Source organism: Natronosalvus amylolyticus, from assembly GCF_024298845.1.
Taxonomy (GTDB): Archaea; Halobacteriota; Halobacteria; order Halobacteriales; family Natrialbaceae; genus Natronosalvus; species Natronosalvus amylolyticus.
This window is the reverse complement of the sequence record NZ_CP101156.1, coordinates 1,116,747-1,139,429: the sequence shown is the minus strand read 5'-3', so window position 1 is coordinate 1,139,429 and position 22,683 is coordinate 1,116,747. Positions and strand designations below refer to the sequence as shown.

The window sequence follows — 22,683 nt, the reverse complement described above, 5'->3', positions numbered from 1 at the left end:
AACCGTTGACGTGCGAGTCGAACCCGACGGAGGCTATCGGTTCGACGCAAATTCCAGTCTTGACGAACCACTCAGTTGGCCACCTGGCTCATCGGCTCATCATCGGTGCCCTCGATCCGGTCGAGCGCGTATCGGTCGGCAGCCTCGAGGACCGTGGTCCCCTCGCGTTCAGCACGCGAGATGAGCGAGCGCATTCGGTCACCGATAGCGATCGCATCCCTTCGAGCTTCCTCACGGCTCTTGCCGGTGTGTTCGGCGGCGACCGTAATGAGACCACCTGCGTTGATGACGTAATCCGGAGCGTAGAGGACACCAGCATCGTGGAGCACCTGCGCGTGGCGACGCTCGGCGAGAATGTTGTTGGCACCGCCTGCGACGACGTCACACTCGAGTTGGGGTATCGTTTCGTCGTTGATGACGCCCCCGACGGCACACGGGGCGAACACGTCACACGGATGGCTGTAGACCGCACCTGGGTCGACCGTCTCGAGGCCGAGATCGCGTGCGAGGGTCTCCATCGCGTCCTCGTTCATATCGCTGACGGTCACCGCCGCATCGTGTTCGACGAGCAGTTCCGCGAGTCCACTTCCGACCTTGCCGACACCCTGGATGACGACCTCGAGATCAGTGAGGTCCGCCGTTCCGTACGTCGCTTCGACGGACGCCCGGAGACCTTCGAACACGCCGCGTGCAGTGATCGGAGACGGATCGCCTAGTCCGGCACTCGTTCCGACGACGTGATCGGTTTCCTCGGCCACGGTGTCCATGTCGTCGACGCCGGTGTTGACGTCGACGGAGGTGATGTAGTATCCGCCGAGTCGGTCGATCATTCGTCCGTACGCACGCATCATGGCCTCGTCTTTCATTTCGGGGTCGGCAACGATGACAGCTTTCCCACCGCCGAGATCGAGGTCGGTTGCCGCGGCTTTGAACGTCATCGCTCGAGAGAGGCGCATGACGTCCTCCAGCGCTTCGTCGTGGGACTCATACGGGAGCAGTCGCGTACCACCGAGTGACGGCCCCAGCGTCGTGTCGTGAATCGCGACGATAGCCTCGAGTCCCGTCTCGTCGTCGACGAAGTGTGTTACCTGTTCGTGGCCGAACGAACGCATTGCCGAGTGCACCATATCCAATAATTGCGGTAACCACACAATTAAAATAGTCGGTTACGCCACACCGTGTGTGAGGGAATATATGTCATGGACGAGATTTGGACGTGGCCGATACCGAATCACAGTCTCGAGATCGCGGTTTCGGTCTTGGTGATACGGTCTGGTGTACCTTCTTACCGTTAGCTGCCGACTCGGTATCTGTTGTTGGCAAGTCGATTTATCGTAGCCAGTGAAACGATTTCCACACCTACCGCGTCGCCGTCTTGCGAGCGGGTGTGCACTGACTTTCACTGGCTACTATACTTTATTCGGATCAGAACGCACAAACTGGCGTTCCAGGTTCGCTTGATGCGTATTCGTTTATAAATGTCAGTCATATCGCCCACCACTGTTGTCGGCACCGGGAAGAGTCGACAGTAAACCGTACGAGTCGGCCGACAAGCACGACGGTATCTGTGAGCCGATCACAACAATGGGGGCAGTTCATCGGCTATACGGGGCTGTTCGACCGTCGCTAACGCTCGAGGGTCAGGGTCCGGACCGCCATCGAAGAGTACCTGGATTGCATCCATCCCTGCGTTCGTCGCCCCAGCGATATCGGCTTCGACTTCATCACCGACGTAGATGGCGTGTTCGGGCCTGACATCGAGTTCGTCGAGAATCGCCTGAAACGCTCGCGGATCCGGTTTGCCGGCCTCGAGTTCACCGGTCACGAGGGCAGCATCGAACCGATTCTCCCACCCCAGCGTCTCGAGTTTGTCCCGTTGGGCACGAACGGGGCCGTTAGTTAACAGTCCGACCCGATACTCGGTCCTGAGTGACTCGAGCATCCGTTCGACCCCAGGAATCGGAGTCAACGCGTCGGCTATCGTTTCTCGATAGGCGGTCGCGACCGCTTCGGGCTGGACTGACGTCTCGTAGTCGTTCAGGAGTTCCGCGAAGATCGGTTCGCGAGACTCACGCGTCAAATTTCGTCGGTGCGCCTCGAGATAGGCCGATCGAGACAGCGGTGGTGCACCGACGGCGGCCGCCGCTTCGGTGAGAATCGTTTCGCGGTCCCGTTCGGGAACCGCCAGGGTGTAATCGAGATCGAAGACGACCGCCTCTGGCATAGGTGTCAGCAAGGACCCCGGTGGATTTGAAGGTGTCTGTTCCGGGCAGGGATTCACGCTGGAACCTCTCACTCGAGCGACCAGTTCCCCATTCAGGGATCGGGCGAAGTACAGCCCTTCGACCCCGTTCGGCCCGCCTCGAATCGGCAGCAACCCTTATCAATCGGTACAGTCAAGTCTGTACTTATGTATCGTCTCTCGTTGCTCTATATTGGCGATGACGAGAGATTTCTCGCCTCGCTACTCGACTCACGTACGGACGAAGTGTTTTCGATTATTAAGGAACCGGTAGCCAGTGACGGACTGGAACGGCTGGGCGACCCTGCCACCACGGTTGACGGGATCCTGTGTGAGCGCCACCTGCCCGAAACGGAATGGCTGGACGTTCTCACCACGGTCCGGGAGGAACCCAACGACGTTCCGTTTTTTCTCTGCCTCGAGGAAGGAGACGCTAGGACCGTTCACGAAGCGTTCGATGCGGGTGTGACCGACTGCCTCGAAAAAAGCCAGTCGAAAGCGCTCCTACGGGGACGAATCGAGCACACCGTCGGAACCCATCGTTCGCGCCGAGAACAGCAAAATGTCTATCAAGCACTCGAAACAGCGACCGAAGGGATTGGACTGATCGACGAATCAAACCGCTACATCTACCTGAATAAGGCCTATGCCGCCCTCTATGGCTACGACCGAAACGAACTCATCGGCACACACTGGGAGAAACTGTATCCTGATGACGAGGTCCGGCGCTTCGAAGAACGGATTCTGCCGAAGTTGGAATCACAGGGTTCCTGGAAGGGTGAAAGTTACGGACAACGGGCCACCGGCGAACTGTTCCCCGAACGCCTCTCGCTGACCCAACTCGAGGATGGCGGCCACGTCTGTGTCGTTCGGGATATCTCCGATCGGGTCGAACGTCAGCGACAGTTCGAGACGCTGTTGAACAACATCCGCGGAATGGTATACCGTGCGGAGAACGATGCGGACTGGCCGATGATGCGCGTTCAGGGGAACGTCGCGGAGTTCCTCGGATACACGGCCGAGGCGTTCGAATCCGGAGATGTCTCCTGGAGCGATCGAATCCACCCCGAAGACGAACAACGCCTCTGGGATACTATTCAGGACGAACTCGAGACGTCCGGGACGTTCGAACTCACGTACCGTGTCTACGACGCCGACGGCAACGTCAAATGGCTGCTCGAGCGTGGCCGCGGGATTTTCGATCAGAACGGGGATGTCGAGGCACTCGAAGGATTAATTACTGACATCACGTCCCGTAAGGAGCGTGAAGAAGAACTCGAGTGGAAGACGAAAGCGATCGACGAAGCACCGGTTGGCGTCGTGATCGCCGATCCCAACCAACCGGACCTCCCGATAACGTACGTCAACGACCACTTCACGGCGCTAACCGGGTACGAACGAACCGAGGCTCTCGGAGAGAACTGTCGGTTCCTCCAGGGGCCACTGACCAACGAGAGCGCGCTCGAGGAGATTCGGCATGCCATCGAGTACGAGGAGCCGGTCAACGTCGACATCCTCAACTACCGTAAGGATAGCACACCGTTCTGGAACGACCTGCACCTGAAACCGATCCGCGACGACAGCGGGGAGCTAACCCATTTCATTGGGTTCCAAAACAACGTGACGACTCGGGTCGCTCACGAGCGACGGATCGCCGTCCTACACAGGGTTATCCAGCACAACATTCGGAACAACATGAACGTCCTGCTCGGGACCCTCGACACCCTCGAGTCGGAACTGGCGCTTGGTCCTGATGGCCTCGAGTCGGCACCGACACTCGATTTCGACACCGTCGAGTCCATTCGATCACCGGCCGTCCGCTTGCTCGAGTTGAGCGAGCAGGCACACCGAATCGAGTCACTCCTCGCCTCGGCATCGTTCGAGCCGCAGACGCTATCGCTCGAGTCGATCCTCGATGGCGAACTCGAGACGGTTCGAGGGACGGACCGGGACCTCGATATCGAGCTATCGGTCGATCCAACGTGTGATATCCTCGCGCCCGAGACCATCGCCGTCGCGTTCAAGGAACTGTTCGATAACGCGGTCAAACACTCGAGTGAGACGCCTGTACCGCTCTCGGTCAGTGCCGAGACGGAAACGATCGCATTCCCACCAAAGGGCGAAAAAGAAGCCGTCGTAACGATCCATATCGACGACTCGAACGACCGTATCTCCGATCTGAACGTGACGCGGTTGCTCGGCAAAGACGAATCGCCGATTCATCACGGCTCCGGCCTCGGTCTCTGGCTGGTGAACTGGCTCGTCACGATGTCCGGCGGCGTCATTTCACATCGGCCTCGAGATGCCGGCGGGAACCGAATTTCGATTACCTTGCTGCGGGCGACGTGATAGTTCGACTCGAAGGGCGACGCGTGGACTAGTCGTCGCTTGGTTGTGGCGACGTCGACTTCCCCTCGAGGCGTGGAACCACGACCGATTCGATTTGACTGGAGTACTGCATGAGCGTGGTTCCGAGGATGCTCATAAACAGCACGTAGCCGACTGAGAAAGCATACAACTGATTTGCCGTCCCTTCGGCAAGCGTCGTTCCAGCGCCCAGCATGGCGATACTCGCGATAATGAGTGAGAACTCACCACGGGTCGTCATTCCAAGCCCAACCCGAAGCGAGCGACGCTCGTCGAGTCGGTAGACGCGCCCACCCCAGTACCCACTGATGAGCTTCGCCGGGCCAGTAAGGACTACCGCGATAGCGATCAGCAAGGCGACGTCGATGAACAGCTGCGGGTTCGTCTCGAGCCCGATCCAGAAGAAAAACACCGCCGCGAATGTGTCCCGGACCGGTTCGAGCAATTGCTCCAGGTCGTGAACGTGGTCGGTCGACGAAAACGCCATCCCGACGAAGAAAGCCGCCACGGCTTCACTGACCCCGAGTGCGAGGGCAGCGCCCGAAATCAGGACGAGGATGCCGAGCGCCCGCAATACGATAAACTCGTTCGAGTCCGTCTCGAGACTCCGCTGGAACCAGGCCGTTCCGAAGTAAACGACCAACAGCAACACCAGGATAAATGCCATCGCGATGCTGATCGAGCCGAGCGCCTCGCTGATGTCGCCACCACCGATGATAAGTGCCGACAGAACGGCGAGATACACCGCAATAAAGAGGTCCTCGTAGACGAGCGTGCCCAGCATGGGGTTCGCTTCGTCGTTGGCGATCCAACCCATATCGATCAGAGATTTGGTGATGATAGCACTCGAGGAGATGTAGACGATGCCGGCGAGGATGAACGCTGCGAGAAAATCACCGAACAGAATCCAACCGAGCACCAACCCGATCCCGAAGTTGATCACGAGATCGATGGTTCCGGCTTTTCCAATACGGTGTTTCGCCGCCAGCAACCGGTCGAGGTTGAACTCGAGGCCGAGGAAGAACAACAGGAAGACGATTCCCAGTTCAGCCCCGAGATGGATGAACTCCGATTCGCCGTTGAGTGCCAGCGCCGAACCGTGTGGAATGAGATCGACGCCAAGGAGTGCCGGGAAGTCGACCGTTCCGAGTACGTACGGACTCAATAGCATCCCGACGACGATATAGAACGGAATAACTGACTGGTTGATACGTGCGGCTATCAGTCCAGCCAGCGCAACCGCTGCAAACAGGATCCCGACATCGATGAGTGCGGTTTCAGCTGCCACCCTCGGTCACCTCTATGTGGCAAACCATACTGATCACTCGTTGGTGCCGCTGACGAGGCTTTCGAATGCCCGACAATCGTCACGGTCACCGACGACGACGAGCGTATCGCCACCTTCTAGAACCGTATCCGGACCCGGTGCCGATACGAGTTCGCCCTCCCGCTGTATCGCGACGATCGAGACGCCGGTCTCTTCCCGAACGTTTGACTCTTTCAGTGGCTTCCCGACGAGTGTCGACTCCGGTGAGAGCGAGTACCACTCGATAAACGTCTCGTCGGCCAACATCGTCTCGACACGTTTGGATTGGACCGGCTGAAAGTACGCACCCTCGAGGATTGTCCCCACTTTTCGAGCGAGTCTGTCCGGCAACTCGAATATCTTCTCGCTATCAGCCCCCTGCATATCTTTTTTGAAAATCTCTCGCTTCCCGGTGTTGTGGGTTACAATCACGAGTCGTTCGTCACTCTCGAGTTCGATCTCGTATTTCTTTCCCACGCCCGGCAGGTCACTCTCGTAAATCGTCATGCCTGTCCGTCGTGGCCGGTCGGTAATAAATCACGTCGCTCTGGAAATATCGATGGCCTTTTCGAGAACTAGCCTGACGAACAGGTAATGGTCGTGTTACGGGACCTTGGGGTTCGCGGACGCAATCTCGGAATCTACACCATAGGCGTCGGACTCGCCATTGTTGGCGCGTTGGGACTAGTCGACGTTCTCGACCTCTCGACGTCGGTTGCCATGCTTGTATTTAGTATCGGTATTGGTCTCGTGTTGCTCGTCCACGAATACTTTGATGGTCCGTTTTGATACCGCGTCGTATCAAAAATAATGCGGAGTCTGTCACCGGCTCCAACTGATTAGATATCCGCAACCACCGGGTACAATGGGTCAGACCACGTCTCTGACTCCTCTCTTTTCTATTGAGTGACCTCAAAACCGTTCACTCTGGCTCGCAAATCCGTATCGCTCCAGTTCGGCAAGTGTCTCGAGATGTTCATTTTGTATCTCCTCACCAGAGACCTCATGCTCGAGTATACGTTCCACGACAGACTGTAATTTTTGACCTGCGAGAATATCCGGCACGCTCACGTACGTGGCGCCGCGTTGGAGGAACTCTTGTGCTTCCGGACCACCGGTAGAACGTAACACGACGTCAGTCTCCTCAGCCAGTTCGAGGTCGAGCAAGGCATCGGATACGGGTCGATAATCGACCGTCGAAATGATGAGTGTCGCTGTCTCGAGTCTCGCTTTTTCCCAGGGATATTCCGAGATTGCGTCACCGAAGACGTACTGTTGAGCCTCGACCTCGAGTCGGCTGTGGAGTGTCGGGTCGTTTTCCATGACGACATATGGGTGATCCAGTTCCTCCAGTCGCCGCACAATACGTCGGCCCTGCCGACCGTAGCCGAGAACGATGACGTGATTTTCGAGCGACGAGTCGACCCGACTCATTTCATCGACCGATCGGGATTGCGTCGTCGTAAATAGCCGTGAGACGACCGACGAATAGACGGTTTGTTCGTGACGACGAACGAGCGACGTCAGGAGCATCGTCACGGCCGCAGCGAGAATAATCGCATCGAACATCGTGTCGGTGATGGTCCCGAGCAACGTCGCCTGGATCGCCAGAATGAGGGAAAACTCACTCACCTGATTGAGTCCTGAACTGGCCAGGAAAGCAGTCCGCGTGTCGTACCCTTCGTAAACGAACGCGAGAAAGAGGACGACCGGGTTGACACAGGCCACGAGGGCGATCATCGCGACTGCAAGGACCCCCATCTCGAGTGACGGAAATGAGACCAGCGCGCCCACAGTGACGAAGAATATCGTGACGAAAAACTCACGAATCGAGTCGATACCGTTGTGAACGGCAAGCCCTTGAGTTTCGTCGTTTCTGATCGCGATGCCGGCAGCAAAGGCACCGATAACGATGGAAATACCGAGGTACTCGGCGGCTGCCAGAAAGGCAATCAGTAACGAGATGCTGCCCATCAACACGAGTTCGTCCGACCCGTCGGCAAATCGAACGAGAAGCGAGAACCCGTGCCGGTAGACGAACAGCCCTGCGGCCAGAAGCATGACACCGTAACCGATCTTCGCGGCGATTGCATCCGCGGTGAGCACCTCGCTACTCAACACCAGCAGTAAGACGATAGCAACCATATCATCGAAGAAGTGGATCGATGAGGCGAGGCGGCCATACACGAGGTTGTCTCGGATCTCCGTCTCGAGTAATCCAGCACCTACGATGGTCGAACTCAAGGTTACGGCGATACTGAAATAGATGGCATTTCTTGCCGGATCATCGAAGCCAAAGAAATCGCCGGCGAGATAGCCGATGGCAAACGCGAGGGGGGCGACGACGAGCAGTTGGGTGATCGCCGCGATTTCACCATCTCTGAGAACTGATTGCAGGTCACCCAGGTCGACCCGGATGCCGAAGACGAAAACAAGGAACGCGATACCCCACTGAGCCAGCACGATAAGGTCCGGTTGATCGATGAACGTTCCCACCAGAACGCCAGCAATGAGATAAATTGGCACCGGTGACAGATCGAGGTGATTGGTGACCAGCAACAGGAAGCCTGCTGCGACGAACATCACGGCGAGATCCAGGATGAGAGCTTCAGCCATCTTCCTCACCTCGGGAAACGAACCCGCCGCGACCTGATGGGCGAACGGTGGCTCGAAGCCGTTCGATATCAGAGGTAGTCACCGAATCGAACGACGACCTGTCGGTGAGATACTGTGCGACGTACTCGCTCAGCCTCTCGGCTGCCAGGTGCGTACTCATCACCACGTACGTTGCGCCCTTCGCATAGAGCGAACGCGCATCGTCGATTCGCTCGGCCTCGACGAAGACGAGTGCATCGTCCCCGACTTCCTCGAGCAGTGCTTCGTTCACGTCACGTTCGACACTGGAACTCAGTACGAAGCTGGCATCGGAGAGGTTTGCCTCTTTGCGGATTTCGTTGTGACGAAAGTCACCGAAAACGTAGTCGTATGGCCCCTCGTCGATTGCATCGATGTGTTCGCTTTTCCGATCGATTATCACGACATCGTCGTAGTTCGCTTCGAGCAGCGGTAACACGCTGGCCGTAATCTCGTCATAGCCGATGGCAATGGCATGGTTGCTGTAGGTCTTAAGGTCGGCATCTCGGTCTGTGTCCGATTCGAACCGACGAAACCAGGGCTCGAGACGTTCGTAGATAGCGTGATTGTTGGCAACGATGTACGTCGACAGCGTCATCGTCACCAGCGCCATCAGGGTGAGATAGCCGAGGATTTCTGCGTCGATATAGCCCTGCTGGAGTGCCAATGCCCCAACGATCAGGGAGAACTCGCTCACCTGCACCATGTTGATCGAGGCGAGAAACGTCGGCTCGACCCCGAACCCTTCTCGATCGATGAGATAAAACATGATCCAGAAATTCCCGACCATGAGAACCGCCGATGCGATAAGTGCTTCTTGCCAGTAGGCAAACAGGCTCGGTGCACCACCTTCTATCTGGAGACCGATGCTGACAAAGAATACGAGGATGAAAAAGTCGGTAATCGGCGTGATTCGGTCCTCGAGTTCCTTGCTGTAAGGTAACTGAGCAAGGCTGATGCCGGCGAGGAAGGCACCGATTTCGATACCGCCGTCGAACTGGGTGCCTGCAACGGCGATGAACAGGAAGGCCCACGCGATGGCAATCACCAGGAAGACGTCTTTGTTGCTGGCGACGCGTCTGAAAATTCGCGGCAGGAGATAGCGCGAGGAGGCAAACGAAAACAACCCGATAAACGCCATCATGACGAAAATTATAGCCAGCGTTTGAGCGATTTCGCCGGTGTTCTCGAGTGAGTCGGCACTGAACATCGCGAGAACGACGACTAGATAGATGTCCTGAACGATGAGTACACCAACGTCAATTTTTCCAGGAAGCGATGTAATCTCGTCTTTATCCGAGAGTACTTTGACGATGATTGGGGTCGCTCCGAACACCGTCGCGAGCGAGATAACGAGGACCTCTCTGGTCCCAAACCCAAGTGCGAGCGCGACGAGAAACGCCAGCGCCGTCTGTAACACCGTTTGTCCGATGGCGACGTTCGTGATCGGCCGAAGGATGTCGCGAATATCGGAAAAGCGCATTTTCATCCCCAGTAAAAAGAGCAAAAACCCCAGCCCGAGTTCCGCCATGAGATAGACCAGGCCATCGTCGGTGACGATGTCGAACAACACCGGTCCGAGAATCACTCCGGTAAAGATATACGCGATAATCGTCGGCTGACCGAGTTGACGCACGAGTATCCCCACAGCCGTTGCGACGACGATGATAATGGCAAAGTCGGCGGCGAGGGCGATCTCACTCATCAATCAATACCTGTCCACGCTTCGGGTATCTGCCTTTTATGCATTGGCTTTCGTGTCACGAGCGACCGGTTTCAGGATTCGCCTTTCCGTTTCAGTCCCTCGAGTAGAAATGCCGCACTCGAGAGGTTCGTCGCGAGCGGCGTATCGTGGACGTCACAGATACGCAACAGCGCGGAAACGTCCGGTTCGTGTGGTTGGGCCGTCAAGGGGTCACGAAGGAAAATGAGGCCATCGAGTCGGCCTTCGGCGATCTGTCCGCCGATCATCAGATCGCCCCCGAGCGGGCCGGAAGCCTGTCTGTCGACCTCGAGGTCGGTTGCCTCCATCAACCGCTTCCCCGTCGTTCCGGTGCCGATGAGTTCGTAGTCGGTTAACTGGGCTTCGTGTTGCTGGACGAAATCGATGAGATCGGCCTTTTTCTCGTCGTGGGCGATGAGCGCAACTCGAGTCATTGCGGTATTGGTTCATCTCCCAACCGATAACTGTACCTGACCGTGGCAATTCTAGGGGTTATCGTAGCCAGCCGGCGGGTTCGAAGCACGGCTGTCGACGCTGTGCCTCGGTTCTTCGTCGGTACCGATGAACGCCGACGATAATCCTATCAGACGAACCCAGTCAGGATTCCCAGTAGGCCGGAATCAACAGGATCAGTACGGGGATGATCTCGATTCGGCCAATCCACATCATGATCACCATGACTGCTCGCGTCGTTACCGGGAAACCGGCGTAGTTGTCCATGGGGCCGGCCATGCCGAACGCTGGGCCGATATTCAGGAAGATAGAGGCAGAGGCACCTAGCGCTTCGAACTCGCTGACAGCGGTCCCTACTCGAGCGGCGTCGACGACGACCAGCACGGTCAGCGCGAAGAACAGCATGATTGCGAGCAAGACGTACGCGAAGATGTCGTTAATCGTGTCCTCGTCGACCACGGAATCGCCCAATCTGACGGGCCGAACTGCCTGTGGGTGCACGGAGACGAACAGGTTCCGGTACAGACTTTTGAAGATAACGAGCCATCGGACGGTTTTAATCGAACAGGTGGTACTCCCGGCCATCCCGCCGACGAACATCGAGAGAAAGAGGATGTGTTTTGCTCCCGGCGACCAGGTGTTAAAGTCCATCGACGCGTAACCCGTCGTCGTAACGATGGAAACGACGTTGAACAGGCTGTGACGAACGGTTTCCTCGAGGCCGGTGTTCACGTCCGGGTCCAGCGCGAGAATGACAGAGACGATAGCGGCGAAAATGGCGATGATACTGAGATAAAAGCGGAGTTCCTCGGATTTGAAGGGGCGCTCGAAGTTTCCCTGGACCAGATAGTAGAGCAAAACGAAGTTTGTCGCCCCGAGGATCATGAACGGCATCACCGCCCACTGGACGATGGGTTCGAACGCCCCGACGCTCCCGGCCTCGGGCGAGAAGCCTGCGGTTGCCACACTGGTAAAGGCATGCGAAACCGCGTTGAAGAGATCCATATTTGGTGCGAGTCCGATCAGATGGAGGGCATAAAATACGGCGACGGCAGCGAGCGTCAATCCGACGTACAGCCCCCAGATGAGCCGAGCCGTGCTCTCGATTTCGGGTGTGAGCTTCGTCACGTTTCGCGTCTGCGTTTCGGTCTCCATCAACTGTGCTCCACCGACCATCAGGTTCGAGAGTAGTCCAATGGCGACGACCAGGATGCCCAGGCCTCCGAGCCACTGTAGTAGTTGCCGCCAGAACAAGATCGCCCGTGACTGATTCGCGAAATCCCAGCCACTCATGATGGTCGCTCCAGTAGTCGTCAACCCGCTCATACTCTCGAACAGCGAATCGACGAGCGCACTCACGACGAGCGCCAGTGTAGCGAGACCTCCACTGGATACGTCGAAGAGCGGGTTATAGAACGACGACGCTGGATCGGCGGTGATGCCGGTCAGAAAGAAGGGGATTGACCCGGCCACCGCAACGCCGAGCCACGTCAGGGCCACCATTAAAAACGCCTCACGCTGGCGAAGGTCTCGCTCGTCGCTCAGTCGCTCGAGGAACGTCCCAACCAGGGCGGTGATGACGATTGTGACGATGAACGGAACGATATCGGTCCCGTCGTAGAGGGCCAATAACAACGGCCCAATCAACGGAACGGCAAGCCACTTGAGGACTGTCCCCGTCAGGCTTACGCTCGAGCGCCAGTCAACACGAATCCTCATCGAACGGGCCTACGTGGGAAGCGTACTGATTTAATGGATTCGATGTGGTGAATCGGCCAGCAGTCGTAACTCGTGGGCTTTTTGCGGTGTCCGAGGGTCACCGAACGGTAAAAATCACTCGGAGAGTCCATCAGAATATCGACTGGTGGGCACCTGTAGTAGCCAGCGAAACGATTGACACACCGACCGCGACGCCCGATTGGGTGCGGGTGTACACTGACGTTCACTGGCCACTATTGCCACACGAGTGTAGCCGCAGTCGGTATTTGGGGTGTTTAGCTCCCTTCGGCGGCCGATTCGTCAGCGAGCGGTTCGGCTTCCTGCTGTTCATCGTCGCTGGTCGCTGCTTTTGTCCCTTCACTACCGGAGCGGCCGAATAGCCGTTGGCGGAGTGACCGTTTGGACGGCCGTTCGGAGAGGACGACAGAGCAATCGACCTCGTCGATGACGTCGAACACCAGCGAGTCGCCGAGCAAACGGGTGAGCAAGCCCCGACCAGTGGCGCCGATGAGTATCATCGAGTGGTCTTCGCTCGCTCGTCTGATCGCCCCCTCGATGTCGCCGTCGGTTTCGACCAGCAAGTTAGCGTCGCCAAGCCCGTGTTCGTCGGCCCAGCCACCGATAAAGCTCATCGCCTTGGCCCGTTCGGTATCCTCGTCTACAACGTGCAAGACGGACACTTCGGCTCCGTGGATATCGCGGAACGCCTTGGCCGCCTCTGCACTCAGGTCGGAGTCCGGTCCGCCAGCGGTCGGCAGCAGAATCCGTGACGGATCGAAGCCACGGTCTTTGAACACGAGGAAATCACACGGGAGGTTACTCGTGAGTTCCTCGAGCGCGGTGCCTGTCCGTCCGGCCGTCCACGGTCGACGAGGGCTCCACCCCATGACGACCGTGTCCGCATCGAGGCGTTCAGCCGAGTCGAACACCTCTTCGATCGATCGGTGAGAGACGATCGTGTGCGTTTCCATCTCCGCATCGTACTCGTCGGCGATCTCGAGGGCGTTATCGAGTAACTGCGTCGAATCTCGGTCGAGGTCCTCGAGTTGTCCGGAAACGTACTCGAGTGACGTCTGATCGGGGACCTGGACGACGTGAACGGCGTGGACGACACCGTCGTTCTGTTTCGCCATCGTACAACCGAGCGAGACGAGTTCGTTTTCTGTTTGCGGATTCGAGATCGGGACCATCACGTTGTAGGGTGCAGCACTCTCAGGTGAGGCGGCTTCCGCAGCGGACACGGCAATGTCCGGCATTTCGTCCGGCCGTTCACGAACGTACTCGCCGAGGACGCCCTCGATGGGCGTTTCGTACCTGGCGTACAACAGATACCACAGCACTGCACCGACGACGAACACGACAGCCAGAATCTGTGACGTCGTGTCCATGAAGTAGATCAGCCCCAGTGAAAGCGAAAAGCCGAGTATCGGTACGATCGGATACAGTGGCACGGTGAAGTCTGGGTCGTAATCGGGATGATCGGTTTCCCGAAACACGATCAGGGCGAGGTTCAACATTGCGTAGACGATCAGGTGCAACACGCTCGCCGCTTCTGCCAGGACTGCGATGTCTCGGCCCATGAAGACGACGAAGCCGATGATCAGGAGGCCGGTGACGACGATTGATCGGTACGGGGTTGCAAAGCGTGGGTGAATCTGGTTCAGCCACTCGTTGACGATCTTATCGCGGCCCATAGCGAAATTGATCCGTGCCGAGGCGAGAATCGAGGCGTTGGCCGAAGAGGCCGTTGCCAACAGTGCACCGAGCGTCATAATCGTCGCCGCTGCACCCGCCAACCCACCGGGGAACGCGACACGAGCAGCCTGTGCAACTGGTGCTTCGAGATCGAGCTCCTGCCATGGAACTACTCCGAGCATTATCGTGACGAGGATTCCGTACAGGACCGTCACGATGGCGACGCTTCCGACGATGGCGATTGGGAGGTTTCTGCCGGGGTTTTTCATTTCCTCGCCGACAGTTGCGATCTTTGCATAGCCCAGATACGAGACGAACACGAGTCCCGTTGCAGGAAGGAGTTCGGCGGTGCCAAGCGGTGCCCACTCGCCATCGGGTGCGACAGTGGCCCAGTCGAAGGCGAACCAGCCGGCGATGGCAAACAGGGTCAAAATTGCGAGCAAGATCGTAACGATTACCGTCTGAATCCCACCGGTTTCTTTCGCTCCGATGTAGTTTACGCCGACGAAAACGACACCGGCGAGGATGGCACCGACCTGCACGCTGTTGAGGAAACCAATTGACGGAAGTGTGAGGAGTTCACCAAGATATCGGCCGAAACCGATGGTATAGAACGCTGAAGCGAACGCGAGTCCGAGCCAGTCGCCGAGGCCCGAAATCGAACCCGCAAGCGGGCCAAGTGCCCGGTTGACGTAATAGTACGCGCCACCGGCTTTCGGCATCGCTGTTCCCAGTTCGGAGACCGAGAGGGCGTTGACCATCGCGATGGCACCCCCAATAATAAATGAGAGAACGACGATCGGGCCCGTTTCTTGAGCAGCGACGCCAGGTAAGACGAAAATACCTGCACCAATCATCGTCCCGATACCGATCGTCATCGCCGAGACGAGACCGAGGTCTTTGGCGAGTTCCTCGTCGCTCATCCAGAGCCACCTCGAGGAATACATCGCCGTTGGTTTGCTCGCGCGTACTGATTCATATCAGGGCCTTACTATCGATAGCATATAAACTAACGGTGTCTGTCTTTCGTTTCAGCACTGAGTCGCCATCTCGTTACCGAATCAGTAATCATTGATCAACCCATTCGCCGATTCCTATAGTAGCCCCCTGAAAGTCAGTGCACACCCTCTCGCAAGCGTGCATCGCGGTCGGTGTGTAACTCGTTTCACTGGCTACTACACATACGAATTGTACGGTGACGAAATACCTATACCAGTCGGTAGAAAACGCTTGTACCAATGAAGGTAACCGGGGAACGATCATGCACGTTGTAGTGGTCGGCGCCGGCGAGGTCGGTACAGCGATTGCCAAAAATCTCGAGTCCTCTCACGACGTGGTCGTCATCGATCAGGACCCTGACGTCATCGAGGAGTTGACCTACTCGCTCGACGTGCTCGCTGTCGAGGGCGATGGGACCGAGATACGGGCCCTGAAAGAAGCTAGCGCAGACGAGGCGAGTCTCGTCATCGCCTGCACTGACGACGACGAAGTCAATCTCGTCATCTGTGGGGCGGCCAGGACCCTCAGCGATGCGTTCACTATCGCCAGAGTTCGACGGCGGACGTTGCTCGAGACCTGGGAAGGATCACAGGGTGCCTTCGGCGTCGATTTCATGGTCTGTACTGATCTGTTGACTGCACAGGCCATCTTTCGAATCTCTGGACTGCCCGCCGCCCAGGACGTCGATATGTTCGCCGGTGGCCTGGTCAGAATGGCTGAGTTCGAAGTCGAACCGAAGAGCTCAATCGCAAGGCAAACGGTTAGTGAGGCAGACAGATACGATTCGCTAACATTCGCCGGGCTATTTCGGGATAACGAAATGACCGTCGCCCGCGGAGATACCGAAATATTGCCCGGCGATCGGGTCGTCGTTATCGGCAGTCCCGATTCGGTGCGTGGCTTCGCGAACGACGTCGTTACCGTCTGTGACGAAAACCGCGACGAAGTGGTCATCGTCGGCGCGAGCGAAATCGGCTATCAGACCGCCCGCGAGTTCGAAGAGCACGGCTACAAACCGCGATTGATCGAACAGGACCACGGCCGGGCCAGAGAGGTCGCTGAAGCATTACCGAACACGCTCGTCATGGAGAGCGATGCAACCGATATCGAATTTCTCGACCGGGAACACGTCGACGAAGCGGACATCGTGATTGCCGCGCTCGGCAGCGACGAAAAGAATCTGCTCGTCTCGCTTTTAGCCCGTCGACTCGGCGTCGACCGAACCGTCGCCGTCATCGAGAACCTCGAGTACGCCGATCTGTTCGAGACCGTCGGTGTTGACGTCGCGATCAATCCACGGGAGGAGACGGCAGAAGAGATCGTCCGCTTCACCAGGTCGAACCGCGCGGAGAAGGTGGCGATGCTCGAACACGATCGGGCAGAAGTCATCGAAATCGAGGTCGGTCCCGAGAGCGCGCTCACAGGCAACGCGATTATGGACTCGATGGAACGACTTCCCGACGGCGTCGTCATCGGTGCAATCTCCCGCGGCGGCTCGTTGATCACTCCCCGCGGGAGTACCGTCTTGCGACCTGGCGACCACGTCGTGATGTTCGTCGATGCGAACGTTCTCGAGGAGGTCCTCGATGTGGTGTAAAACGTTGATACGGTTTGCTGTAACTTTTTAGAGCCGATTGCCTATACCGGTCGTCAATCACCGGTTAGAGGCCACAGCAAACCGTTTCAAGCCACGAAACGCTGACAAACCAACTGGGTACTCGAGCGGTGGATCTGGTAAAAACGAACGGTCCTCGAGCCGTGGATTTGGTAAAATCGAACAGGAGACCGAGGGCTCATAAAGGTAGAGAGGTGGCCCCCGCGTCGGAAACAGATTGCTGGCACGCGAACTGCTCCGGTACTGGATGACAGTCGTCGGGAGCCAGATTGGACTAGTTCCTCGAGCGATAAAAGTCCTTCCTGACGTGACCGTAATAGAAAGTAATACGCCGCTGAATATCTCTCGCTATCGGCGTGGGCTCGAATCCCGTGGCATGATTTGCTCTCGAGTACGGGTCCGGGAATCCACTAATTGATTCGAGAGAGTTTGTCTTCGACGACTTGCTGGACCCGATAATTGACCAGGCAGTGGGCGCTCGAGATAACCACGAATGCGCCGATAACGACCCCTGCAAGCACGCCGAGTGAGAGCGTACCCAGTCCGGGAACGCCGAGCATAGCGCCGACGAGCAGTGCACCGCCGAGAACGCTCACGCCCGCATACCAGCGGTCCCATCTATCCTGACGATGCGTGTCCGTATCGAGGTACAGCACGAGCAAATCGGCGTTATCCGCGAGCGAAATCAGTCCACGGTCCTGGTCGTAATCGACGATGCCTGCGTCATCCATCTTGGGTAGATGGGTCTGATAGAGGGCAACGTAAACGCGTTTTCGCTGATCGGAACTCAGTGCAGTGACCTCGGTATCGTTCTCCCAGGCAGCGATCTGTTCGGCGAGCTCGCCAAGTGTCACGGTACCTTCGGCATCGAGCAGGTACTGCAACACCTCTCGTCGTCGACGATTTTTGAGGAGCTCGAAAATAACGTCTTTCGAGAGCGTTTCGTCGGATTTGTCCGCCGTTACTGACGTGATCTCTTCCGGGAGGGAGGTATCGATAGAAGACATTACTGACCCCCATCAAACGAATTGTGGACATCTTGTCGTCCCTCGAGTGGTTCCCCAAGTAATTTCGTCGTACTCGATACTGCCGTCGACTGCTCCACCACCACCGTATCTGGAGAGCTAGTTTGCGGGTCGAAACTCACGTGTAACACACCAGGTTGTACCCCAACGGTAATGGTCTTAAACGCGGCCACGTTTTGCATCGGTTGCAAAGCCGGTATTCGTCCGCTACCAGCGGTCGAAGCGGCAGCTGTTTCGAGTAGATGACTCTGGGGGTAACCCCGCCGAAGGAATCGGTTGCTCGAGTGCCGTAGCTCGGTATTTCCGGCCACCCTCACCGGCTGGTCCAACAATTGGCGAAACGCAATCATCGCCAGCGGAACGAACGGCTGAGCGAGTAGCTAGTATCGATCAGTCGAATGCGACGCTCACTCCAATCAGGAGGCGCACTCGATATCGGAATCATCCGTTTTCGATTTCGTACGGGAGGCATACATCAACCAGTTCGGAGGCAGTCATAACGTCGCAGGACAGTTTGTCACCTCCAAGCCGGTATTGGCATCCATAGCACGAGGTTACCACGGACCACTTTCGTCGCAAACACTGGCGGACCAACAAATCTCGTTTCGGAACATAGCCCAGTGGACGGCCCGTCGTGGGAAAGACTCGAGAGGCTGTTCTAAATCGCCTTCCGACGCTCGAAATCGGGTTGTTACTCGTCATATCAAACGTATCGAATCGACAAGTTGCGGTTCGTTCGCCGTCACTGAACGATGGAAAGTCGATGTTACTCGCGAAACCATGTGAGCCCCTTACAAAGGCGCCGCGGGTCTCACCGCCTACTAATGACGCGGTCCGTCATCGAACACACACGGCACGAGACACAGGAAACGAATACCAATCGGTGTCCGGATTGTGAGACGGATACCGTCGTTAGCGATCCCGACCGGGGAGAAAAGATCTGTCGCGAGTGCGGACTCGTTCTGGGCGAAGATCCGATCGACTACGGACCCGAATGGCGAGCGTTCAACGCAAACGAACACGATCAACTCTCTCGCGTGGGCGCGCCGCTAACCGAGTCGATGCACGATAGAGGCCTCACCACGACCATCGACTGGCGCAATCGCGACGCGAACGGCCACACGATGTCGGCCGACAAACACGGCCAACTCCATCGGCTTCGCGTCTGGCAAGAGCGGATACGAACGAAAAACGCCGGCGAACGAAACCTGAAGTACGCACTCTCAGAGATCGATCGCATGGTCAGCGCACTCGGGTTGCCAAACTCCGTGAAAGAAACGGCGAGCGTCATCTACCGACGGGCACTCGAGCAAGATCTCATTCGAGGGCGATCCATCGAGGGGGTCGCCACGAGCACCCTCTATACGGCCTGTCGTGAGGAGGGGATTCCCCGGAGCCTCGAGGAGGTGACGGCCGTCTCCCGCGTCGACCAGCGGGAAATCGGACGGACCTACCGCTATATCGCCGACGAACTGGATATCAATCTCGAGCCGACCAACCCTCGGCAGTTCGTGCCGCGTTTCTGTTCGGAACTCGATGTGTGCAAGGACGTAGAAACGACAGCGATCGAGATCATCGACGCGACGACCGAACAGGGACTGCACTCGGGGAAATCACCGACGGGATTCGCCGCCGCTGCCATCTATGCCGCGGGCTTACTGTGTGACGAAACGATTCCACAACGAGCGGTAGCCGAAACCGCACAGACCACTGTCGTCACCGTTCGAAACCGGTACCGAGAACAACTCGAGGCGATCGACCAGGAAGTGTAGGCCTACAAGCAGTCGGCAGGTTGTATCGACTCGTCCCGATAATCCCAAGCCTGCGCGGGGATTTTTAACTGCTCTCACATGATAGAGCGCTCGTCGCTAGTGTAGACGTCTTCGTCGAGCAACGCGTGGAGGTTCGAGTACGGGACGAACGCGATGAATTGATCGCTCTCGTCGTACAGTTCGAGTCCCGTTTCGACGTGTTCGTACCGGTCACAGAGGATCTGTCCTTCTGGTAATATGGCTCGGTACATACCTGTTGATATGCCGGCGAGCGGCATAGGACTTTGGCTCATGTACACTGACACTATCACAAGTGATTTATCGCAGTGATACCCATTCACACACGGCGCATACCACCAACACCACCACCTACCGCTGTGCGCCCGGCTGTTTGTCCAGCCGATTTTGTGAGTAATCGTCCCCCGAGAGCACCGACGCAGGACGCCGAGCCAGGCGAAGGGATAGGGGGAATCAGATCACATATCCAGACGAAATCGGTTTAGCCGCGAACACGATAGGGACAGGCAGTGACAGAACATTCAGACGAGGGGACTGAGCCACTCGAGTCAGCGTCGCCAGGACTCTCACTGTCGACGTTCCACGACGCCTGTCAGGAGGCGGGTCGGCCCGTCCTCACCGCGTCCGAACTCGCTCGAGCGCTCGAGCGACCACAGCGTGCAGTGTTCGACGACCTCGAGTCGCTGGCTGCTTCGGGGGCGCTCAAGCGACTGTCGGTCTCTCGAGACCCGGTCGTCTGGTTTCCGAGCGAACTCGAGGACCTGACCGAGCGCGAGCGCGTCGTGGTCTTTCCGAAACGACGGGAGATCATCGTCGACCGACCCGACCAGTTCACTCGCGCCCAACTGACACAGTTCGCCAATCTCGAGGACACCAACGGCGATGGCGGCTATCGATACGTCGTCAGACCGGCGGACGTCTGGCAGGCACCGCACGACACATTCGAGGCCCTCCAGCGAACGATCCGACAGGCGCTGGGTCAGACCGTCCCGCCCCTCGAGTCCTGGATCGAAAGCCAGTGGCGACGAGCACACCAGTTCCGCCTGACGACCCACCCCGAGGGTTACACCGTTCTCGAGGGGGAATCAGCCGAGGTAATGGGCAACGTGGCCCGACAGAAACTCGACGAGAGTCACGTCCACGCACCCATCTCTGATACCGAAGACTGGGTCCGCGAGGGCGCGGAAGCGGCGATCAAACGGACGCTGTACGAGGCGGGCTATCCAGTACAGGACGACCGCGACCTGGCCTCGGGTGACCCGCTCGAGTTCGAGTTGCAGGTATCCCTTCGCTCGTATCAAGAGACATGGGTCGACCGGTTTCTCGAGAGCGGGGAAGGCGTGTACGTCGGCCCGCCGGGCAGTGGCAAGACCATCGCCGCCATCGCCACGATGGAACGCGTGGGCGGAGAAACGCTCGTCCTCGTCCCGAGTCGCGACCTCGCGCGTCAGTGGGCGGAGACGCTGGTCGATGCTGACGTGACCACGCTCGGTCCGGCAGACGTGGGCCAGTATCACGGCGGGCAAAAAGAGATTCGTCCGGTAACCATCGCGACCTACCAGATCGCCGGAATGGACCGCCATCGTTCGCTATTCGACGACCGCGAGTGGGGGCTGGTCGTCTTCGACGAGTGCCAGCACGTCCCCTCGGACGTGTACCGGCGCAGTACACACCTCCAGTCGCGTCACCGACTCGGACTCTCCGCCTCACCGTTGCGCGAAGACGACCGTGCAGCAGAGATTTTCACCCTGATCGGGCCGCCAATCGGCACCGACTGGGAGGCATTGTTCGAAGCCGGGTTCGTCGCCGAACCAGAACTCGAGATTCGGTACGTCCCCTGGGCCGACGACGAGCACGCGAACGCCTACGGGTCGGCCGATGGCCGCGAACGCTACCAACTGGCGGCGATGAATCCCGAGAAAGTCGACGAGGTCCGATACCTGCTGGCTGCCCACCCCGACGCTCGAGCGCTGGTGTTCGTCGACTACCTCGAGCAGGGACGCGACATCGCGGCCGCACTCGACGTGCCGTTCCTCAGCGGCGAGACGCCACACACAGAGCGCCAACGACTTCTCGAGGCGTTCCGACACGACGAACTCGAGACGCTGGTCCTCTCGCGTGTGGGTGACGAGGGAATCGATCTCCCCAGTGCCGACCTGGCAATCGTCGCCTCGGGGCTGGGTGGCTCGAGACGACAGGGGACCCAGCGGGCGGGACGGACGATGCGACCAGCCGGCGGGGCGCTCGTGTACGTCCTCGCGACCCGTGGGACTCGAGAGGAGGACTTCGCCCGACGGCAACTCCAGCACCTGGGTCGGCAGGGGCTCACGGTCCGTGAGCAGACGGTCGATCGGGATCCGAATGGGGAGGCCACGGATTCCGACGAGGTGGCTGCTGCTCGCGACCTCGAGGAGTGAGCGATCATTCAGTAGTGAAGAACTACTAATTTACTATATTATCGATATCTATTTAGTTTTGAGAAGATAGCAAAACTCGAGGTGAATTGAAGCGCAGCCACGTCGGTCCAACGCCTGGTAACCCACCATTCGGAACGGCTGTTACCAAAAGGGACGATGACGGATCGAAGCGGCTACACCTGTGGCGACGCAGTGGGTCGCTCTCGAGTGAGTGCCGTCTCCTCGAGCGGCGTCGACGACTCGCTATCGGCGTCCTCATCGACGGCCGCCATTGTTTCGACGCTGACGCCGACTTCGTCGTCCACGGCCCGTCTCAGGACGGCCAGGTCTTCGCCCCGTTCACCCACGGCGACGAACCGCACGTCCAGGGTGACGGTCGTATCGTTCAGGCCGGGCTCGAGGCCGCGAACGGTGGCCTCGGTGACCTGGTCGACGGCGTCCGTTCGTTCGACGATTCGACTGCCGGCACTCACGAGGTCACCGTTCGCGTGCACGGGTACGCGAACGGCTACCCTCGCCGTGACGGCGAACTGGTAATCTGGATGTACCATAGACCCCCGTCGAGAATCGAACTCGAGGGGCGCGGGAAGCCCGCGCGGTGTCCACACCGGGGGAAACCGCGCGGTCCGATCTGCTGGTCGGACGAAAATTCTCGAGACACTGACCGGGATCGACGGGCAGTGTCAGGATGAGAACGA

Annotated in this window: 17 protein-coding genes; 5 read left to right on the top strand and 12 right to left on the bottom strand. The window is 58.1% G+C overall.

The window, feature by feature from the left end; all coding sequences use genetic code 11:
- Nucleotides 1-71 precede the first annotated feature (71 nt).
- Complete coding sequence (locus NLK60_RS05300; RefSeq protein ID WP_254809847.1) at nt 72-1,127, bottom strand: Glu/Leu/Phe/Val family dehydrogenase; 1,056 nt, start codon at nt 1,125-1,127, stop codon at nt 72-74.
- A 449-nt stretch (nt 1,128-1,576) separates the two neighbouring features.
- Entirely contained in the window at nt 1,577-2,224 is a 648-nt protein-coding gene (locus NLK60_RS05295; RefSeq protein WP_254809846.1) for an HAD family hydrolase, read from the bottom strand.
- 186 nt (nt 2,225-2,410) lie between these two features.
- On the opposite strand from NLK60_RS05295, the gene NLK60_RS05290 reads away from it, so the two are divergent.
- Nucleotides 2,411-4,591: a PAS domain S-box protein gene (locus NLK60_RS05290; protein ID WP_254809845.1), complete on the top strand. Its 2,181-nt coding sequence runs from the start codon at nt 2,411-2,413 to the stop codon at nt 4,589-4,591.
- A gap of 28 nt (nt 4,592-4,619) precedes the next feature.
- Here NLK60_RS05290 and NLK60_RS05285 read toward each other — a convergent pair whose 3' ends face one another.
- Complete coding sequence (locus NLK60_RS05285) at nt 4,620-5,897, bottom strand: cation:proton antiporter (protein ID WP_254809844.1); 1,278 nt, start codon at nt 5,895-5,897, stop codon at nt 4,620-4,622.
- A 33-nt stretch (nt 5,898-5,930) separates the two neighbouring features.
- Nucleotides 5,931-6,422: a cation:proton antiporter regulatory subunit gene (locus NLK60_RS05280; RefSeq protein WP_254809843.1), complete on the bottom strand. Its 492-nt coding sequence runs from the start codon at nt 6,420-6,422 to the stop codon at nt 5,931-5,933.
- 87 nt (nt 6,423-6,509) lie between these two features.
- Here NLK60_RS05280 and NLK60_RS05275 point away from each other — a divergent pair, with 87 nt between their 5' ends.
- Nucleotides 6,510-6,704, top strand: a complete 195-nt coding sequence (locus NLK60_RS05275; RefSeq protein WP_254809842.1) for a hypothetical protein — start codon at nt 6,510-6,512, stop codon at nt 6,702-6,704.
- Between the two features lie 123 nt (nt 6,705-6,827).
- Here NLK60_RS05275 and NLK60_RS05270 read toward each other — a convergent pair whose 3' ends face one another.
- The 5 genes from NLK60_RS05270 to NLK60_RS05250 all read right to left on the bottom strand — a co-directional run bounded on the left by NLK60_RS05270 (nt 6,828) and on the right by NLK60_RS05250 (nt 15,062).
- Nucleotides 6,828-8,531: a cation:proton antiporter gene (locus NLK60_RS05270; protein WP_254809841.1), complete on the bottom strand. Its 1,704-nt coding sequence runs from the start codon at nt 8,529-8,531 to the stop codon at nt 6,828-6,830.
- On the bottom strand, nt 8,524-10,254 hold the full coding sequence (locus NLK60_RS05265; RefSeq protein ID WP_254809840.1) for a cation:proton antiporter: 1,731 nt from the start codon (nt 10,252-10,254) through the stop codon (nt 8,524-8,526). Before NLK60_RS05265 ends, NLK60_RS05270 begins: the two co-directional genes overlap by 8 nt.
- Before the next feature lie 71 nt (nt 10,255-10,325).
- Nucleotides 10,326-10,706, bottom strand: coding sequence for a methylglyoxal synthase (locus NLK60_RS05260; protein ID WP_254809839.1), 381 nt, complete (start codon nt 10,704-10,706; stop codon nt 10,326-10,328).
- A 163-nt stretch (nt 10,707-10,869) separates the two neighbouring features.
- Nucleotides 10,870-12,444 carry a TrkH family potassium uptake protein gene (locus NLK60_RS05255; protein WP_254809838.1) on the bottom strand — a complete coding sequence of 525 codons (1,575 nt, stop codon included), beginning with the start codon at nt 12,442-12,444 and terminating at the stop codon, nt 10,870-10,872.
- 275 nt (nt 12,445-12,719) lie between these two features.
- Nucleotides 12,720-15,062 (bottom strand): amino acid permease, encoded by a 2,343-nt coding sequence (locus NLK60_RS05250; protein WP_254809837.1) that lies wholly within the window; start codon nt 15,060-15,062, stop codon nt 12,720-12,722.
- Between the two features lie 338 nt (nt 15,063-15,400).
- Between NLK60_RS05250 and trkA the strand changes: the two genes are divergently transcribed.
- Complete coding sequence (gene trkA, locus NLK60_RS05245) at nt 15,401-16,735, top strand: Trk system potassium transporter TrkA (RefSeq protein ID WP_254809836.1); 1,335 nt, start codon at nt 15,401-15,403, stop codon at nt 16,733-16,735.
- A 428-nt stretch (nt 16,736-17,163) separates the two neighbouring features.
- Here the strand turns inward: trkA and NLK60_RS05240 are convergent, their stop codons facing one another.
- Nucleotides 17,164-17,760, bottom strand: coding sequence for a DUF7344 domain-containing protein (locus tag NLK60_RS05240; protein WP_254809835.1), 597 nt, complete (start codon nt 17,758-17,760; stop codon nt 17,164-17,166).
- A gap of 842 nt (nt 17,761-18,602) precedes the next feature.
- Here NLK60_RS05240 and NLK60_RS05235 point away from each other — a divergent pair.
- Nucleotides 18,603-19,550: a transcription initiation factor IIB gene (locus NLK60_RS05235; protein WP_254809834.1), complete on the top strand. Its 948-nt coding sequence runs from the start codon at nt 18,603-18,605 to the stop codon at nt 19,548-19,550.
- Nucleotides 19,551-19,624: 74 nt separating this feature from the next.
- Here the strand turns inward: NLK60_RS05235 and NLK60_RS05230 are convergent, their stop codons facing one another.
- A complete protein-coding gene (locus tag NLK60_RS05230; protein WP_254809833.1) occupies nt 19,625-19,801 on the bottom strand; it encodes a hypothetical protein in 177 nt (58 codons plus the stop codon).
- Between the two features lie 276 nt (nt 19,802-20,077).
- Between NLK60_RS05230 and NLK60_RS05225 the strand changes: the two genes are divergently transcribed.
- Nucleotides 20,078-21,985 (top strand): DEAD/DEAH box helicase, encoded by a 1,908-nt coding sequence (locus NLK60_RS05225; protein WP_254809832.1) that lies wholly within the window; start codon nt 20,078-20,080, stop codon nt 21,983-21,985.
- Nucleotides 21,986-22,158: 173 nt separating this feature from the next.
- On the opposite strand, the gene NLK60_RS05220 is transcribed toward NLK60_RS05225, so the two are convergent.
- On the bottom strand, nt 22,159-22,536 hold the full coding sequence (locus NLK60_RS05220) for a hypothetical protein (protein ID WP_254809831.1): 378 nt from the start codon (nt 22,534-22,536) through the stop codon (nt 22,159-22,161).
- Nucleotides 22,537-22,683: the final 147 nt, after the last annotated feature.